At 73.9% G+C, this 17,707-nt stretch carries 14 protein-coding genes; 6 read left to right on the top strand and 8 right to left on the bottom strand.

The genetic code is table 11. The features are described 5' to 3' along the window. Positions 1–4 precede the first annotated feature (4 nt). The 3 genes from ABIC30_RS20940 to ABIC30_RS20930 form a co-directional block, all read right to left on the bottom strand. The gene (locus ABIC30_RS20940; protein WP_020092197.1) at positions 5–250 is read right to left on the bottom strand and encodes a hypothetical protein; all 246 of its coding nucleotides are present in this window, start codon (positions 248–250) and stop codon (positions 5–7) included. Between the two features lie 300 nt (positions 251–550). Continuing rightward, positions 551–1,852: a glycosyltransferase gene (locus ABIC30_RS20935; RefSeq protein ID WP_020092196.1), complete on the bottom strand. Its 1,302-nt coding sequence runs from the start codon at positions 1,850–1,852 to the stop codon at positions 551–553. Between the two features lie 307 nt (positions 1,853–2,159). Beyond that, the gene (locus ABIC30_RS20930; RefSeq protein WP_020092195.1) at positions 2,160–3,410 is read right to left on the bottom strand and encodes a cytochrome P450; all 1,251 of its coding nucleotides are present in this window, start codon (positions 3,408–3,410) and stop codon (positions 2,160–2,162) included. Positions 3,411–3,654: 244 nt separating this feature from the next. On the opposite strand from ABIC30_RS20930, the gene ABIC30_RS20925 reads away from it, so the two are divergent. Then, complete coding sequence (locus tag ABIC30_RS20925) at positions 3,655–3,894, top strand: hypothetical protein (RefSeq protein ID WP_020092194.1); 240 nt, start codon at positions 3,655–3,657, stop codon at positions 3,892–3,894. A gap of 82 nt (positions 3,895–3,976) precedes the next feature. Here ABIC30_RS20925 and ABIC30_RS20920 read toward each other — a convergent pair whose 3' ends face one another. The 4 genes from ABIC30_RS20920 to ABIC30_RS20905 form a co-directional block, all read right to left on the bottom strand. Next, a complete protein-coding gene (locus ABIC30_RS20920) occupies positions 3,977–4,834 on the bottom strand; it encodes an alpha/beta fold hydrolase (RefSeq protein ID WP_020092193.1) in 858 nt (285 codons plus the stop codon). Further along, positions 4,795–6,084 carry a Bcr/CflA family efflux MFS transporter gene (locus ABIC30_RS20915; RefSeq protein ID WP_103985087.1) on the bottom strand — a complete coding sequence of 430 codons (1,290 nt, stop codon included), beginning with the start codon at positions 6,082–6,084 and terminating at the stop codon, positions 4,795–4,797. Before ABIC30_RS20915 ends, ABIC30_RS20920 begins: the two co-directional genes overlap by 40 nt. After that, positions 6,075–7,358, bottom strand: coding sequence for a glycosyltransferase (locus ABIC30_RS20910; protein WP_020092191.1), 1,284 nt, complete (start codon positions 7,356–7,358; stop codon positions 6,075–6,077). The genes ABIC30_RS20915 and ABIC30_RS20910 overlap by 10 nt, the downstream gene beginning before the upstream one ends. 110 nt (positions 7,359–7,468) lie before the next feature. Next, positions 7,469–7,771: a hypothetical protein gene (locus ABIC30_RS20905; protein WP_146073993.1), complete on the bottom strand. Its 303-nt coding sequence runs from the start codon at positions 7,769–7,771 to the stop codon at positions 7,469–7,471. A 374-nt stretch (positions 7,772–8,145) separates the two neighbouring features. Between ABIC30_RS20905 and ABIC30_RS20900 the strand changes: the two genes are divergently transcribed. The 4 genes from ABIC30_RS20900 to ABIC30_RS20885 all read left to right on the top strand — a co-directional run bounded on the left by ABIC30_RS20900 (position 8,146) and on the right by ABIC30_RS20885 (position 15,646). Then, a complete protein-coding gene (locus ABIC30_RS20900; protein ID WP_354456056.1) occupies positions 8,146–8,907 on the top strand; it encodes a response regulator in 762 nt (253 codons plus the stop codon). Between the two features lie 2 nt (positions 8,908–8,909). Next, positions 8,910–9,938 (top strand): cytochrome-c peroxidase, encoded by a 1,029-nt coding sequence (locus tag ABIC30_RS20895; RefSeq protein WP_020092189.1) that lies wholly within the window; start codon positions 8,910–8,912, stop codon positions 9,936–9,938. Then, positions 9,935–12,397, top strand: coding sequence for a two-component system VirA-like sensor kinase (locus ABIC30_RS20890; protein ID WP_020092188.1), 2,463 nt, complete (start codon positions 9,935–9,937; stop codon positions 12,395–12,397). The genes ABIC30_RS20895 and ABIC30_RS20890 overlap by 4 nt, the downstream gene beginning before the upstream one ends. 207 nt (positions 12,398–12,604) lie before the next feature. Next, positions 12,605–15,646: a PAS domain-containing protein gene (locus ABIC30_RS20885; RefSeq protein ID WP_043712368.1), complete on the top strand. Its 3,042-nt coding sequence runs from the start codon at positions 12,605–12,607 to the stop codon at positions 15,644–15,646. A gap of 97 nt (positions 15,647–15,743) precedes the next feature. Here ABIC30_RS20885 and ABIC30_RS20880 read toward each other — a convergent pair whose 3' ends face one another. Beyond that, complete coding sequence (locus ABIC30_RS20880; RefSeq protein WP_020092186.1) at positions 15,744–16,490, bottom strand: SDR family oxidoreductase; 747 nt, start codon at positions 16,488–16,490, stop codon at positions 15,744–15,746. A 96-nt stretch (positions 16,491–16,586) separates the two neighbouring features. On the opposite strand from ABIC30_RS20880, the gene ABIC30_RS20875 reads away from it, so the two are divergent. After that, on the top strand, positions 16,587–17,492 hold the full coding sequence (locus ABIC30_RS20875; protein ID WP_020092185.1) for an AraC family transcriptional regulator: 906 nt from the start codon (positions 16,587–16,589) through the stop codon (positions 17,490–17,492). The last annotated feature ends 215 nt before the right edge of the window (positions 17,493–17,707 follow it).

Genomic DNA, 17,707 nt, shown 5'->3' with positions numbered 1-17,707 from the left:
GGCATCAGCAGCGCGAGCAGACGCGGGCGATGATGCGCTGCGCCCGGGAATGCTCCCGCTCCACGGCGGGGGAGCGGAGGTCTAGATCCGTCCGGAACGGGCGTGCCCGGGCGATCGCCGCGACGCTCGGGACGTCGGGCTGCGCGAAGCGCGGGACCGGCTGCGCCGGCGCGGCGGTCGGGGCCGCCAGGACTGTCAGCATCGTCCCGAGCGCGGTGGCTGCGGCGGCCCGTGTGCGGTGTGAGATCATGATCTCGTGCTCCTCGTGGTGGAGCGTCCGAAGTAAAAATCCGATCTTTCACCGCGATTTCGGCGGATCGGAAAACAATGACAGCAGACACGCGGCGCGAACGACGGGCGGGCGCGGGATCGTTGCCGGGACGGTCGTGACCCGGGTCCGGGCTCGTCGCCCCGACAGTCGCCCCAATGGTCGCCCCGACACGCGAACGGCACCCGGTCCGCCAGACCGGGTGCCGTGATGGGCGCGGATGCGGGGGCCGTCCCCGCCGGGACAGTCCCGGGACGGTCCCACGCCGGGTGCGGCGGACGCTCAGGCGGCGCTGCGCGCGCGGTCGCCGTGGCTGGACAGGAGCCGCAGGATCTCGGCCTTGGCGTCGTAGGCGGCGAACTCGGCGGCGAGGCGCCGCGCCTCCCGGCGATGGCCGGGCGCGTCGAGCACGGTCCGCACCGCCTTCCGGATCGCCTCCGGCGTCGGGTCATTCGCGGCGAGGTCGATCCCGGCCCCCGACCACGCGATGCGGGCGTTCACGTCGGCCTTGTCCTCGGTGAGGCCGGCGGCGACGAGGGGGATCCCGTGGCTCAGGGCCTGGTTCACGCTCCCGTAGCCGCCGTTGGTCACCATGGCGTCGACCCGGGGCAGCAGCCACTCGAAGGGCAGGTAGGGCGAGAGCCGCGCGTTGGCCGGGATCGGGCCGGGGATCGCGTCGAGCCCCCGGCCGCCGCCCGTCACCACGGTCAGGATGTCGGTCTCATCGGCCAGCGCCCGGAGGGCGGGGCCGACGAGCAGGCCGAAATCGTGGTTCGCGACCGTGCCCTGCGTGACCAGCACGACCTTGCGCGCGCCGTCGAGGTCGCCCGCCCAGGGCGGGAGCGCCGCCTGCCCCGGGACGATCGGCAGCGCCCCGATGAAGCGCACCGTCGGCGGCAGCGGGAACGGGTACTCGAAACTAGGGACGGTCAGCTGCAGGTAGGTGTCGGCGAGCCGGACCACCGCGTCGAACAGCGGCCAGGGCGGGGCGGCCCGGCCGAGTTCCGCCAGCTTGGCGGCGAGGCTCAGCCCGACCGGCCGGTCGACCGCCGCCTCGTAGGCCTCTGCGATGCGGCCGTAGGCTGCCTCCTGCTCGGGCGTCTCGGCCGGCGGGAGGCCCAGGAAGGCCGGAGCCCGGTCGGGCCGCGCGCAGTGCAGGATCGACGTGCCGCACAGGACGATGGCGGGGCGCTCCGCGCGCGGCCCCAGCAGCAGCGGCAGGGCGCCGAAGAACATGTCGTCGCCGATCACCAGCGAGGCCGGGAAGGCCCGGAGCGCCGCGCGCAGGCCGCGCGCCTGGTCGGGGATGCGGTCGACGAACACGCGCTCCATGGCGACGCGCAGCCAGTCCGGTCCCGGCGCGATCTCGGCAAGTTCGGGCACGACCGCGCGGAGGTCGCGGCCGTCGAAATCCGCCGCGCCCGGCAGCGCCATGAAGCGGGCGCCGGCCGCCACGATGCGGTCGCGGAAGGCCGAGCCCGAGAGGACCATGACCTCGTGGCCGTCCGCGATCAGCATGTGGGCGATGGCGAGGAGGGGATTGAGATGGCCCGTGGCGGGCGTCGAGCAGAGGAGGACCTTCATCGCTTGTCCTTTCCGTGGGGGGCGTGAGGGCGCCGCGATCGCGGCGCGTTCGCCGGGGCGTCCGGGAGCGAGGCTGGGGGCGGTCCGTTACGGCGTCGCTGCGGCGCGGGGCCGAAGCGGCTACGGCTGCAACGGGCGCGCGTCGGACGCGCGGGAGACGGCGCGACAGGGTCGCAGCGGTCCGGAGGGGCGGCGATCCTGTCGAGGCAGCCGCGCCCTGGTCCCCCTCCCGTGCGGGAGAGGGACCTCGCTACGCGCGGCGAAGGGCTCGGCGAGCGCCGCCGTCCCCATCCGGTCGGGAACGGCGCTAGGCGGCGACCCGCAGCGCGTCGATGCGGCGGATGCCGCTGTGGCCGCGGAGGACCGGCATCGCGCCGGTCAGGCGCAGGCGCGGGGCGAGGCGCAGCACGGCGCCCAGTCCCTCCTCCAGCTCGACCCGCGCCAGGGCCTCGCCGATGCACCGGTGCGCGCCGCCGCCGAAGACCGGGTGGAGGCGCGGGAGGTCGGTGCGCCGGATGTCGAACGTGTCGGGACGCGCGTAGACCGTCTCGTCCCGCATCGCCGACAGCGTCGAGAGCAGCATCAGGCTTCCGGCCGGCACGACGTGCCCGTCGAGGGGAATGTCCTCCCGGGCGACCCGGCCGGCGGAGCCGGCGCTCGGCTCGTAGCGGAGCGACTCCGCCACCGCGGCCGGGATCAGGTCGGGATCGCGGCTGACCGCCGCCCACTGCTCGGGATGCTGCAGCAGCAGCGCCACCTGCATGGCGCCGGCGACCCGGGTCGTGTCGGTGCCGCCGATGATCATCTGCACGAGCTGGATCACCACCTCCTGCTGCGTGAGCTCGCCGGCCGCCTCGGTCTCCGCGAGGAAGCGCGACAGGAAATCGGCGCGGGGCGCCGACCGGCGCGCGGCGAGGATCCCGGCCACGTAGTCCTGCAGCGCGACCGCCGCCGCCTCCAGATCGGGGATGTCCTCCGGTCCGAAGGTGAAGCTCAGCACCCGGGAGACCTCGTAGGCGAGGTGCGTGAACCGCGGGATGTCGTCGCGCGGCAGGCCGAGGATGTCGGCGATGACCTGGGCCGGGATCTGCGCGGTGTAGCGCGCGACGAGGTCGACCTCCCCGTCCCCCAGCCAGTCGCGGACGAGGCCCTCAGCGGCGACGCGAATCCGGGGCCGAAGGCCCTCGATCAGGCGCGCCGCGAAGGTGCGGGTGAAGGGCGAGCGGCGCCGGCGGTGGACCGCGCCGTTGGCCGTGAGCATGCCGTGCGCGAAGATGTCGAACAGCGCCCCCTCGGGGATCGCGCGCGACTCCGGATAGAGCGTCTCCGTGGCTTGGGCGCGGGGGTCGCGCATCAGCAGGTCGACGTCGCGGGCGCGGAGGACGAGGACGCCCGCGACCTCGTGGCCGACGAAGGGCAGCCGCGGCCGCCAGGCGCGGTAGACACCGTGCGGGTCGGCCTCCAACTCCGCCACCGTGAGCGTCGGGACGCCGGTCGGGACGCGGGTCGGGGCTTCGGGCGGGCCTGCCTGTCGCGTCAGATCTTCGGTCGCATTCATCTGTGGATTCTCGCTGCTGTGTTGCGCGAGAACTCTCGGAAGCCCGGACTACAGGATGATTGCGGGAGCTGGGTCGAACATTACAGCCATAACATGCGGCGCGCCGGCGGCCCGGTCGCCGCCGCGGCCGCCTTGTGCGGAAGAGCACGCCGGTCGCCGCGCGGATGGTGTGTGAGATGTTCCGAAATCATGCCGTAACTTGACCCTTCGAAAAAGGCGCCGCTTCGCAGAAGGAGAAGTCCTCATGGTTGCAGGGCTGGCGAATACGGACGACGTCTTCGAGACGCTGCTCCGACGGACGATCACGGACTTCGTGATCGGCGGTATGGACCACGGGATCCCGGACGAGGACGGCCTGATCGTCCGCCTGAGACAGTACGAGCAGCGGGCGCGCCAGGAGCAGCTGAGCTCCCAGACGCTCCAGGTCATCTCGTCGGCGCGGCGCCTCCTGGGCGACCGGACGGAGGCCGGCCCGGCGTCCTGACGCGCCCCGCGCGACGGGTCGCGGGACGGCCTCCGCGGAGGGTCCCGGCCCGCCTGACGGGCGTTGGTCCCGCGGCGTCCCGCTACCGCGCGCGCGGCCGCAGGCCGACCGCCAGGAAGCGCTCGATCATCGCGTTGACCTGCTCGGCCACTTCGATCGTGTTGAAGTGGCCCGCCAGCAGCGTCTGGGCGGTGACGAGCTGCGGGCAGAGCTCCCGCAGCCGGTCGAGGTCGCGGGCCGCCGCCACGAGCGGCACGTCCGCCGAGATGTAGGCCATCGGGACCCGGCAGGCGCGCGCGGCCGGGACGGGATCGTGGGCCAGCACCATGTCGCGCAGCGCCGCGTGGGCCACGTGCTGCGGTGTCCGCTGGCAGGGGCCGAGGATGAAGGTCTCGAAGATCGCCTTCCGCCGGGCCGGGTGGTCGTAGGCGCCGCCGATCGCCCAGGCCATCTCCCGCACGACGGACCGGTAATCCGGGCCGCCGACGCCCGCCAGCAGCCCCTCGATCGCGGCGCCGCCCGCCGCGTCCGCAGACGGCAGGACGATCGAGTCGATCATGACGAGGCCGGCGGCGAGGTCGGGATGGCGGCCGCACAGCTCCAGCGCCACCGCGCCGCCGAAGCTGTGGCCGATCACGATCGGCTTCACGAGGCCCAGCGTCCGGCTCTGCCACGCGACGTCCTCGGCGAAGCCCGCGACCGTGTAGTCGCGCTCCGGCGCGTCGCTGGCGCCGTGACCGCGCAGGTCGACCGCCACGACGCGGCGCGTCCGCGAGAAGTGCCGGATCTGCGGCGTGAAGATGCCGTGGTCCCCGGTCCAGCCGTTGATGAGCAGCAGCGGCTGCCCCTCGGGGGTGAGCGGCCCGGCCTCGATATGGGCGAGCCGGCCGCCGTCGCGCGTCAGGTGGAGGGGCTGCCAGGGGGGCGGATCGAAGAGCATGCGGGTTCTCCGTAGGGTCGGGAGGGGGCGCGGGGCGCCGGCCGGGCGAGACCCGCGTGGGCGGCGGCGGCCGCGAGGCTGCAGCCGAGCATCACGGCGGCCATCGACAGGGCGGACCGGCCGTCGAAGAACCGGGCGACGAGGTCGCTGGCGACGGCCGCCGCGAGCATCTGCAGGAAGACCGCGACGGCGCTGGCCGCGCCCGCGGCCGCCGGGTCGCGCTCCGTCGCACCGTGCACGGCGTTGGGCGAGACGAGGCCGAAGGCCAGGGCCACGCCGACCATCGCGGCGACCACCGGCGCGGCCGCGGGCGGTCGGGCGAGCGCCGCGACGAGGAGCAGGGAAGCCGCGCCGGTCGCCAGAACGAGGCCGGCGGCGATCACCCGCGGCGGGGGGACGCCCCGGGCCGCGAGCCGCCCGTTCAGGAAGGCGCCGACCATCACCGACAGGGAACTCGCCCCGAAGACCAGGCCGTAGGCCAGCGGACTGAGCCCGAGGGCGTCGATGAACACCAGCGCCGAGCCGGTGATGTAGGCGAAGACCGCCCCGGCCGCCGCGGCGTTGCACAGGGCGTGGCCGAGGAAGACCCGGCTCGCCAGGATCCGCCCGTAGCCGCGCAGGATCCCCGAGGCCGGCCCGGGGCCCGCGGCCCGCTGCAGGGGCTCGTCGATGTGCCGGATCGCCACCAGGGCCGCCAGGGCGGCGGCGACCGGCGCGGCGTGGATCAGGCGCCAGCCGCCGAGATCCATCAGCCCGGCACCGATGGTCGGGGCCATCATCGGCACCACGTTGATGGTGAGGACGACGAAGGACACCCGGGCGCGCGCGGCCTCGCCCTCGAACAGGTCGCGCACCATCGCGAGGACCGCCATGCCGGGGCCCGCCGCGCCGATCCCCTGGAGGATCCGGAACAGCAGGAAGTCCGGCAGCGTCCGCGCCGCGCCGCAGCCGAGGCTGCCCACGACGAGGAGGAGGCAGCCGCAGACGATGGCCGGCTTGCGGCCCAGCCGGTCCGAGACCGGGCCGTAGACCAGCAGCGCGCCGCCGAAACCGAGCAGGTAGATGCCCATGGCCGCGCCCATCGCGGTGGCCGGGACGTGCAGCGCGGTCGCCGTGTCCGACAGGCTCGGCAGGATCATGTCGATCCCGAAGGTCGGGAGCGCCGCCAGCAGCCCGAGGAGCGCCGAGAAGGCGGCCGAGCCGGGGCGGATGCGGGGCCGCGCCAGCGCGGGCGCGCGGATCAGGCCCAAAGCCGGTCTCCGCCCCGGGCGCCGCCCCGGTCCGCGGAGGCCCGGCGCGCCGCCACCATCGCGTCGATCTCGCGGACGAGGCCGCCCGCGTCGAGATCCGCCCGCACGGCCGCCCCGAGAACTGCGGCGGCCCTGCGGAAGCCCGGCTCCGCCAGGAGCCGGCGCGCCGCCGCGGCGATCTCGGCCTCGCCCGCGTCGGCGGGCAGGCGCAGGCCGGCGCCGCGCAGGGCGACGCGGGCGGCGTTGTCGGCCTGGTCGCGGGCCAGGGGGATCACCAGCAGCGGCACGCCGTGCAGCAGGGCGCGGCTGACCGTGCCGTGACCGCCCTGGCACACCACCAGGTCGGCCTGCGCCATGAGGGCGTCGTGGGAGGCGGCCGCCACGACCCGGACGGCGGCGGGGGCGGCCAGGTCCGCGGGCCCGACATTCGGGCCGGTCGTCACGATGGTCTCGGCCTCGACCGCGCCGACGGCGCGCGCGACGCGCCGCTGCAGGTCGGTCTGGTTCTGGGCGCCGGTGCTGCCGGCGACGAGGATCCGCCGCCGTCCCGTACCGGACCACGCGTGCCCCGTCCCGCGGGACCAGCTCGGCTCGTCGAGCAGCGGGCCGATGTAGCGGTAATTGGCGGGCAGCGCCTGCGTGTCGAAGTCGAAGGCCCGGCTGACGGCCAGCAGGACGCGGTCGGCTTGATCGAAATGGGCGAAGGCGCTGGCGACCGGCGGCAGCCCGAAGGCGCGCCGCGCGGCGTTGAGCGCCGGCCGGCCCCGCTCCATCGCCGACACGATGGCGGCCGTCGCCGCGTCCACCGCGTCCCGCTCCGCCTCGGTCCGCGGCGGCGTCAGGCCGCTCGCGGCGGGCGGAATGCCGGGGAGCGGGCGGATGCTGATATGCGGCGACAGGACCGCGTGCGGCAGGTCGGCCGCCTCGGCCGCCAGGGCGCAGCCGGGCAGGAGGTCGAGACTCAGGACGGCATCGGTCGGGAGGCGGCGGATCTCGTCGAGCGTGTCGGCCGCGTAGGCGCCGGCCGGGGAGAACATCGTCTGCCGCAGCCAATCCGCGAGATCCGAGAAATCGGCCGGGTCGGCGTCGAGGCCGGTCGGGGCGCGGCGCCAGCCGACGAACGGGAAGCCCGCCGCCTCGACCTCCCCGCACATCGCCGGGTCGGCCATGACGCGCGGGCGGTGCCCCGCCCGGCGCAGCTGCCGGGCCGCCGTGAGCACGGGGCTGAGATTGCCGGTGGTGCCCCACGAGATGCAGAGGACGTTGAGCGACATGATCTGAATGTCCCGAGATGATCGCGCGCGGAGGCGCGCGGAGGCCGCGAATCGGCTGACCTCCCTGGAGCGATCTGAAAGACGACGTGGAGCTCTCGACGGCAGGAGCGTCAGGTTCGGTGCCGATTTCTGCTGCTGATATCGCGCAGGAAATCGACGTAGTCCGGGTGGATACTGTGAATGCACCCGCCGAATGCGAAGCTGACCACCAGCGCGTCGAGCAGCCATCGTCCGTGGCGGGCGAGCGCCGGTCGCGGCGCGGCGATCGGGGACGAAGCCGGGCCGCCGCGCTCCCGCGCCGGGCGTCCCGACGGCCCGGGAAGACCAGCGGCGGGCTTCCGACAGTCGGGCTCGGACTTGCAGAGAATTCGGTGAAGGTGCGGACCGATATCCGGGATCGCGGCGTCAGTCATGATCACCTCTCTATTGTGAGAGCACGATCCTGGTTTCCGCGGGTTACATCCCGGTGTCTCAACAAGATGATCTCGGTTACAGCCGTAACGGTGGCGTTTTCGTTTGTTCGATACGGTACGTGCCGGGACGAATGCTCGCGCTGTGCTGTCACGCACAATATGAAGCGCGCAATCTTTTAGGGGGCGTGATATCAACTCAGCCGTGTAAGGCCCGATGACCGGACGCGCCCAGATTGGCCGCCGGGGCGGGCCGGCGACGGACGCGAAGGACATCCGGGTGGCGCTATCAGCCCAACCGGACGCTCCTCCCGCTCCCCGAACCGGCGCGTCGAGATCGTGCCGTCGCGGCGGGCCGCCGCGAACCGGAGGTGGCCATGATCGAATCCAGTCTGGACCGGAGTCAGGGTCGGAGCGCGCGCGCCGGCACGACCCGCATCCTCCTCGTCGAGGACGACGCGGGTATGCAGCGCATCGTCTCGGACCACTTCGCCGACCACGACGTCGCCGTGACGGCGGCGACCGACCGGGTGGAGGCGGAGAAGCGGCTCGCGGAGGCCGAATTCGACCTCGTCGTGCTGGACCTGCGGCTGGGCTCGGAGAACGGGCTCGACCTGCTGCGCGACCTGCGGGCCCGGAGCGACCTGCCGGTGATCATCACCACCGGCCATCGCCGGGACGAGATCGACCGGGTGATCGGCCTCGAGCTCGGCGCCGACGATTACCTCGTGAAGCCATACGGGCTGCGCGAGCTGCTCGCGCGGGTCAGGGTCATCCTGCGCCGGGCCGAGGTGGCGCCCGCCCCGGCGCGGGTCCAGGAGTCCCACCGCAGCCGCTTCGAAGGCTGGGTGCTCGACCGGCGTCGCCGGCGCCTCACCAATCTCGAAGGCGCGGATGTCGCGCTCAGCAAGGGCGAGTACGCCCTGCTGGTGGCCTTCCTCGACGCGCCCCAGCGCCCGCTCAGCCGCGAGCAGCTCCTGCAGGCCACGCGCGTCCACGAGGACGTGTTCGATCGCAGCATCGACGTCCAGATCCTGCGGCTGCGCCGCAAGCTGGAGGTGGATCCGAGCGCGCCGCGCCTGATCGTCACCGAGCGCGGCGTCGGCTACGTCCTCGCCGCGACCGTCGAGAAGCTGTAGCCGTGACCCGGTTCCGGGCCGGCCGATGGCGCGTCGCGGTCGCGGCGCTCCTCGGCAGCGCCGCGGCGCTCCTCGCCGCGGCCGCCCACGAGAGGCCAGCCGGCCACGACAGGCCGGTCGACACCGCGCTCTCCGCCGAGGCGGCGGACGCGCTGGGGGTGATCACCCCGGTGCCGGACACCCTGGAGGCGGACCCGGCCCGGGCCACGATCGGCCGCCTGCTCTTCAACGACACGCGGCTGTCACGCGGGGGCGACCGGGCCTGCATCACCTGCCACGACATCCGCACCAGCGGCGCGAGCGCGATACCCCGGAACCTGACCGCCGACGGAACGCCGGTTCCGCGCAACACGCCGACGGCCTTCAACGCGGCGCTCAGCTTCCGGCTGGGCTGGGCCGGCGACATCCCGAGCCTGCGCGAGCAGGCCGAGCTCGCCCTGACGCGGCCCGAGTTCCTGGGCGGTTCCTGGCCCCGGATCCTCGACACGGTGCGCGGCGACCCGGTGCTCGCCCCGATGTTCCAGGCCGCCTACGGGCGCGCGGCCGACCGGGAGACGGTGATCGACGCGATCAACAGCTTCGAGCGCACGCTCCTCACACCCGACAGCCGCTTCGACCGCTGGCTGCGCGGCGACGCCCACGCCATCACCGGCGCGGAGCAGGCGGGCTACGACCTGTTCCGCCGGATCGGCTGCGCGTCCTGCCACCAGGGCGTCAATGTCGGCGGCAACCTGTTCGAGAAGGTCGGCATCTTCGTCACGATCCCCAACAAGGTGGCCGAGGTGCTGCGGGTACCCAGCCTGCGCAACGTCGCGGTCACGGCGCCCTACTTCGACGACGGCGGGATCGCCACGCTCCCCGAGGCGGTGCGGCTCATGGCGCGGGCGCAGCTCGGCCGGGAACTCACCCCCGCGCAGATCGACGGGATCGTCGCCTTCCTCGGGACCCTGACCGGCACCTACGAGGGCCGGCCCCTGACAGCGCCGCCAGCGCCCGGCGCAGCCTCTCAGGACGGCAAGCCGCAGCTATGAGACTGACCCTGCAGGCCGTCACGCTCGGCGCGCTGCTCGCGGCGCTGCTGACGTGGCTGCTGATCAACGGCAACGGCGGGATGGAGGCCGCCTACCTGGCGACCCAGCGGACGGTCGATGCCCTGGCTCTGGCCGAGTCGCGCATGCAGCACGACGTGCTGCGGGCCCGGACCGGCCTGCTGCGCAACTACGACCCGATCGTCGCGCACCTGCGCGAGATGCAGAAGGCCGGGGCCGACCTGCAGGCGAGCAATGCCGGGGATCCCGACGTCCGGGCGCTGGCCGAAGCGGTGGATCGGGAGGCCGCGATGGTCGAACGGTTCAAGACCGGCAACGCCCTGGTGCAGAACTCGATCGCCTATTTCGACTCGCTCAGCGACCGGCTGTCCGAGTCGGACATCGCCCCCGGCCTCGCGCGCGCGGTGGCCGCGCTCCAGATCCGCATCTCGGAACTCGTGCGCGACTCGACGCCCGCGCGCCTCGCCGACATCCGCACCCGTCTCGAGACGTTGCACGAAGCCGACGGGGCGGCCGCCCGGGCCGGCGACGTCGACGCCATCGTCCTGCACGGGCGCCAGCTCTTGGAACTGCTGCCGCACGTCGACGCGGTCACGCGCTCGCTGCCGGCCTCGTCGAGCGAGGCGGCCCGCGAAGCGCTCCTGGAATCCCGGCGAAGCCTCCGCGACCGGCGCCAGGCCCGGGCGGACGGATTCCGCCTCGCGCTCTACGCCGTCGCCCTCGCGCTGCTCGCCCTCGTGGTCCGCGTGGGGGTGCTGATGCGTGCCGGGACCCGGATCCTGCGCCGGACCGTGGATTTCCAGACCGTCGTGGCGCAGGCGGCCAACCGCTTCCTGGCGATCCAGCCCGACGAGACCGACACGCGCATCGTGGACGTCCTCGCCATGGTGGGCGAAGGGCTCGACACGGATCACGGCTACGTTCTCATGCTCGACGGCACCGGCGCGGTGCATCTCTGGAACCGGCCCGGCCTCGCGCCGCCGAGCGGCTGGCCGGCGGCGCAGCAGACCCTCGTTCACGACGTCGCGGCCGCCGCCAGCGACCTCATCTTCGTCGAGGTGGCGGACGAGACCGGGCCGCCGGCCCTGCGCCGCTCCCTGGCCGAGCGCGGCGTCGTCTCGTGGGCCTGCGCGCGGCTGCGCCGGGGCGATCGGATCGTCGGCCTGCTCTGCTTCGAGCGCACCACCTCCGGCCTGCCGCCCTGGCTGCGGCACTCGCGCGGCCTGCTGCAGGTCGTCGCCGACAGCTTCGCGGCCGCCCTGGAGCGACAGCACGTCTGGGCCGAGCGCCGGGAGATCGAGGCGGCGCTGCGCCGCGCCCAGCGGCTCGAGGCCATCGGGACCTTCGCCAGCGGGGTCGCCCACAACATCAACAACGTCCTCAACGTCATGCTGGGCCACGCCGAGATCGCCGGGGACGCCCTGCCGGCCCATCCGGGGCGGGCGGCCGAGCATATCGGGCTGCTGGTCCAGGCCGGCGGCCGCGCGCGCGAGATCGCCGGCCAGATCCTCGATTTCGGCCGCCCCGCGCGCTCCGCGCAGTGCACCAGCGCGGCGGACGCGGTGGTCCACGAGACCGTGGCGCAGATCCGGGCCTCCACGGCCGGACCCGCCACGATCGCGCTCTCGGGCACCGCGGCGGGCGCCCGCGTCGGCGGCGAGCCGGCACAGCTGCAGCAGGTCGTCCACAACCTGATCCGCAACGCCGTCCAAGCCTCCGCGCCGGGCGCGGCCGTCGACGTGCAGCTCGACCACGTCGCCCTGCCGCGGTCGAGCGCCCTGACCCACGGCACCCTGCGGCCCGGCGCCTACGTCCGGATCCGCGTGTCCGACACCGGCCGCGGCATGGACGAGGCCACGCTCGCGCGGATCTTCGAGCCGTTCTTCACCACCCGACCGGCCGGGACCGGCCTCGGGCTCGCCACCGCCTTCGAGTTCGTTCAGGAGCACGACGGCGCCTTCGACGTGCGCAGCGCGCCGGGCAGCGGCAGCACCTTCGCGGTGTGGCTGCCCGTGATCCCGCAGGCCGCGGACGGCGCGGCGGCCGGCGGGACCGTGATGCTGGTCGGGCGCACGCGCCGGTCGGTCCAGGACGACGAGGAGACGCTGGCGGCGCTGGGCTACGAGCCGGTCGGCTACGCGGATCCCGAGGCGGCCCTGGCCGTCCTGCGGCGGGAGCCGGGACGGTTCGATCTGCTGATCGTCGACAACCGTCTCGCCGATCTCTCTGGCCTCGCCTTCGCGCACCGCGCCGCGCGGATCTCCGGGCGGCCGATCGTGCTCTCGCTGTCGGCGACCGACGCGGTGCAGCCGGAGCGCCTCGCGGCGGTTCCCGTCGCCGACATCGTCCGGCGGCCGTGGCGCTCGAACGCCCTGGCGGTGACCCTGCGGCGCCATCTCGCCTCCGCCGACCCGGCGCGTCGCCCGGCCGCCGTCTCCTGAGGGCACCGGCGGCATCAGGATCCTGCGATCCGGCCACGCGGGTGCTATCCCGGCTTTGACAAGCTCGGCGTCACGTGGGACCGGTCTGGCATGACGGGCGGCCAGATGCGCGATGCCGCCTCGACGATCGAACGGGCCGGGTCGAGTCTCGCCGAGACCCCGTCGCGCGAGGAACCCCGATGCCCGTCGAAGCCGCGTCAGGACGCCATGCACGGGAGATCTGACGCCCCGATCTGCGACCCGGCCTTCCTCGCCGACGGCGGCGCGATGGCCGTGCTCCTGCGCGCGCACGACTGGGACAGCACGCCCCTCGGCGCGCTGTTCGCCTGGCCCGAATCGCTGACGACCCTCGTCGGGGTCATGTTCGGCGCGAACCGGCCGACGTTCATCCTCTGGGGCCCCGAGCGGCGGCTCCTGTACAACGATCTCTACGCGGAGATCCTCGGCGACCGGCATCCCGCGGCCCTCGGCCGGGACTGTCTCGCGGTCTGGGGCGGGGTCGGTGCCGATCTCGCGTCCCTCGTGGACAGGGCCTATGCTGGCCGGCCGGTCCACACGGCGGAGGGCGAGCCCCTCCTCCACGGCGACGGCGGTGCCGACGCGGCGCGCTTCGCGCTCTCCCTGGTGCCGGTCCGGGACACGGCGGGGCGCGTCACCGGCCTCGTCGGGACCTGCACGGCGATCGCCGGTCAGGCGGCCGCCGCCAGCCGTCCGCGCGAGACGGAGGCGTCGCGCCGGGACAACGAGGAGCGGCAATCCTTCCTGCTCGATCTCAGCGACACGCTCCGTCCGCTGACCGCGTCGGCGGAGATCGTCGCGGTGGCCTCGCGGCGCCTCGGCGAGCGCGTCGGCGCGAGCCGCGTCTTCTACGCCGAGATCGCCGGCAGCCTGATGAAGGTCGAGCGGGAATACGTCCGGGGCGTCGGCTCGATCGTCGGGGAGCATTCCCTGGCGGCGTTCGGCCCCGACCTGCTGGCCGCCTACCGCGACGGGACGGTGGTCGCGGTCGAGGACGTGGCCGCCGATCCCCGCTTCAGCGAGGCGGCGCGCGCCGGCCTCGGATCCCGCGAGGTCGCGGCCTTCGTCGACGTCGTGCTGTTCCGCGGCGCGGAGTGGGTGAGCCTGCTCGCGGTGCAGAGCGCGGTGCCGCGCGCTTGGACCACCGCCGAGGGGAACCTGATCCGCGACGTCGGCGAGCGCGTCAAGGCGGCGATCGAGCGCGCCCGCGCGGAGGCGGCCCTGCGCAAGAGCGAGGAGCACTTGGCGGCGATCTTCGCCGGCGCCTCGGTCGGCCTGTCCGAGGTGGATGCCGCGGGGCGCTTCCTGCGGGTCAACACCGAGCTGTGCCGGATCCTCGGGCGCCCGGCCGAGGCGCTGCTGCGGCTCGGCGTCGCCGACGTGACCGATCCCGCGGACCGGGCGCCGAGCGCGGCCGCGCTGGCGCGGGCCCTCGAGACCGACCGCGACGTCACCCTCGACAAGCGCTATCTCCGCCCCGACGGCAGCGCGATCTGGGCCAGCAGCAGCATCCGGCGCCTCGACGACGCGGACGGCAGACTCAAGAGCCTGCTGATCGTCACGGCCGATCTCAGCCGGCGCAAGGAGGCCGAGACGCGGCTTGCCGAGAGCGAGCGCCGCCTCCAGGACCTGAACGAGACGCTGGAGCTGCAGGTCTCCGAGCGCACCGCGGAGCGCAATCTCTTCGCCACGATCGTCGAGAGAACCGACATCATGGTGATGGCGGCCGATCTCGACTACAACATCCTGGCGATCAACAAGGCGAATGCGGACGAGTTCGCGCGCATCTACGGCGTGAGGCCGAAGGTGGGCGACAACATGCTCGACCTGCTGGCCGACCAGCCCGAGCATCAGGCGCAGGTGCGGGCGGGGTGGGGGCGCGGGCTCGCCGGCGAGGAGATCACCCTGGTCGAGGAGTTCGGCGACGCGGAGCGGGCGCGCCCCTACTACGAGATCAGCTTCCGCACCCTGCGCGACGCGCGGGGCGAGCGCACGGGCTGCTACCAGTTCGTCATGGACGTCACCGAGCGGCTGCGCGGCCAGGCCGAGCTGGCCCAGGCGCAGGAGGCGCTGCGCCAGTCGCAGAAGCTGGAGGCGGTGGGCCAGCTCACCGGCGGCGTCGCGCACGACTTCAACAACCTGCTGACCATCATCCGCTCGTCCGTCGACTTCCTGCGCCGGCCCGATTTGCCGGAGGTCCGCAAGCGCCGCTACCTCGACGCGGTCTCCGAGACCGTGGAGCGGGCCGCGAAGCTCACCGGCCAGCTGCTGGCCTTCGCCCGCCGGCAGGCCCTCAAGCCCGAGGTGTTCGAGGTCGGCCAGAGGGTGCGGGCGATCGCCGACATGCTCGACACCCTGACAGGCGCGCGGGTGCACGTCGTGACCGAGGTGCCGGAGGCGACCTGTCTGATCCGGGCGGATGTGAGCCAGTTCGAGACCGCGCTCGTCAACATGGCGGTCAACGCCCGCGACGCCATGGACGGGGAAGGCACGCTGACCCTGCGCGTGACCTGCGGCGCGGCCCTGCCGGCCATCCGCGGCCATGCCGGGTCCCGGAAGCCCTTCGCGGCCGTGTCGCTGATCGACACCGGCACGGGCATCCCGCCCGAGCGGATCGGCCGGATCTTCGAGCCGTTCTTCACCACCAAGGAGGTCGGCAAGGGGACCGGCCTCGGCCTGTCCCAGGTGTTCGGCTTCGCCAAGCAGTCGGGCGGCGACGTCGACGTGCGCAGCACCCTCGCTGCGGGCACCGCGTTCACCCTCTACCTGCCGGAGGTGGCGTCCGAGGAGCGGCCGGCCGATGACCGCCTGCAAGATGCCGACCTCGCGCCGCTCGGGAGCGGGCAGCGTGTCCTAGTCGTGGAGGACAATGTCGGCGTCGGGCAGTTCGCGACGCAGATCCTGGAGGATCTGGGCTACCGGCCGACCTGGGCGGCCAACGCCGAGGAGGCGCTGGAGGAGCTCGGCCGGGCGGAGAACCGCTTCGACCTGGTCTTCTCGGACGTGGTGATGCCGGGCATGGGCGGCGTCGCGCTCGCGCAGGAGCTCCGGCGGCGCGCGCCGCAGGTACCCGTGGTGCTGACATCGGGTTACAGCCACGTTCTCGCGCAGTCGGACGCCCACGACTTCACGCTGCTCCACAAGCCGTACTCGGCCGAGCAGCTCGGCCGCATCCTGCATCGGGCCCTGGATCCGCGCCGGAAGGCCGGCGCGCTCGCGGATCCGTCCTGAGCCCGGGCTCCCGCGTCGGGATCCCGGACCTCCGGGCCGGGGCCTGCGCGGTTCGCCGCCGCCCTCAGCCAGCTCTCAGCTCGCCCTCAGCCCGCCCTCAGCTCGCCTTGGCCCACGCCACCGCGTCGGCACCGGCGGGCAGACGCATGGGGCACGATGGGTCGGTCGCCGCGCGCCACACCGCCTCCGCCACGTCCGAGGACCGGGTCAGGTCCCCGTCCGCCTGCTGGATGCCGGCGAAGACCTTCGCGGCCACCGCCGCGTAGGCTTCGGGGATGTCCATGCCCATGCGGGCGCGCGCGTTGGCGCCGAACGCGGTCTCCGGGGACCGTCCGGGAATGACCAGCCGGGCGCGGATGCCGAACGGTTCGAGTTCCAGCGCCAGGGACTCGGTGAAGGCGTTCACCGCCGCCTTGCTCGCCGTGTAGACGGACAGCAGGTGCAGCGGGCGCTGCGTCACGCTCGACGTCACGTTGACGACGACGCCCGCGCGGCGCGCCCGGAACTGCGGCAGCACCGCTCGGGTCATCGCGATGGTGCCGAGGGTGTTGGTCTCGAACACCTCCCGCGCGGCGTCCATCGAGACGCCCTCCAGCGCGTTCAGGAGCCCGACGCCGGCGTTGTTGACCAGCGCGTCGACCGGTCCGGCCGCCGCGACCGCGCGGTCGATGCTGTCGTGGTCGGTCACGTCGAGCGGCAGGATGCTCAGACGATCGGAGGGCGCGAGCAGGTCGCTCCGCGGCCCGCGCATCGTGGCGACCACGCGCCAGCCCCGTTCGAGGAAGGTGCGGGCCGTCTCCAGGCCGAAGCCGGACGAGCAGCCGGTGATCAGGATCGTGTTCATGGGAACTCCCGTGCAGAAGCGGCAACGGGGTGATAGGGAGCGCGGGCCGGACCTGATACGTGCGCAAGTCCGTTTCGCAGTGGCGAGCGTCCGAGAATGCCCGATCCGCTCACCCAGGTGGTCGGCCTCCTCCGGCCGAGCGCCCCGCTGTCCAAGCTCGTCACCGGCTGCGGTCACTGGGCGGTGCGGCGCACGGATTCCGGGCTTCCGTTCTACGCCGCCGTGCTCGAGGGCGGGTGCCGCCTCGCGATCGACGGCGAGGCCGGGATCGTGCTCGGAGAGGGCGACTTCGTCCTCATCCCCGCGGCCCACGCGTTCACCACCACCAGCCTCGAGCCGCCGCCCCCGCGGCGCGCAGCGCAGCGTCCCGTCGCTGTGAGCCCCGGCGTGTTCCGGCTCGGCGACGCCGAGGGGCCGCCGAATGTCCGGATGCTCGTGGGCCACTGCGTCTTCGCGTCGAGCGACGCGGATCTGCTCGTCTCGCTGCTGCCCCGGTATGTCCATGTGCGCGGCGCCGCCCGGCTGACCACTCTGCTCGGCCTCGTGAACGAGGAGACCCGCGCCGACCGGCCGGGCCGCGACGTGGTCCTGGCGCGCCTGCTGGAGGTCGTGCTGATCGAGGCGCTCCGCGCCACCGCCGGGCCGGCGGCGCCCTCGGGACTGCTGCGCGGCCTCGCCGACGACCGGCTCGCCGCCGCGCTGCGGCGGATGCACGACCGGCCGACGGCGAGCTGGACGGTGGCCGCGCTCGCGCGCGAGGCGGGCCTCTCCCGGTCCACGTTCTTCGAGCGGTTCCGCCGCGCGGTCGGGGTCGCCCCGATGGAGTACCTGCTGGCGTGGCGGATGGCGCTGGCGAAGGATCTGCTGAGCCGCGAGGCGGTCGGGATGGCCGAGGTGGCCGCGCGGGTGGGCTACAGCTCGGCGAGCACGTTCAGCGTCGCCTTCGCCCGGCACGTCGGCCGGCCGCCGGTCCGGTACGCCCGCGAGCGGCCGGTGCCGTGATCCGGGCCGGCTGGCCGTCGTGCCCCCGACACGGCGAGGCGGCTTCCTTCCGGTCCGGCACCGGCATCGACGGGGACAGCCGGCCCTTCGCCCCGAGGCCGGGTTCGGGTACGAGACCGAAATCGCGCTCGACCCCGTCACCCGCCGCGGCGCGACCGACGCGCCACGGCCCCTCGCGCAGGAGAACGTCCTGATCACCGATCCGCAGGCCCTCC

The organism is Methylobacterium sp. 1030 (genome assembly GCF_040544715.1).
Lineage (GTDB): Bacteria > Pseudomonadota > Alphaproteobacteria > Rhizobiales > Beijerinckiaceae > Methylobacterium.
This window is presented reverse-complemented; position numbering and strand designations above follow the sequence as displayed.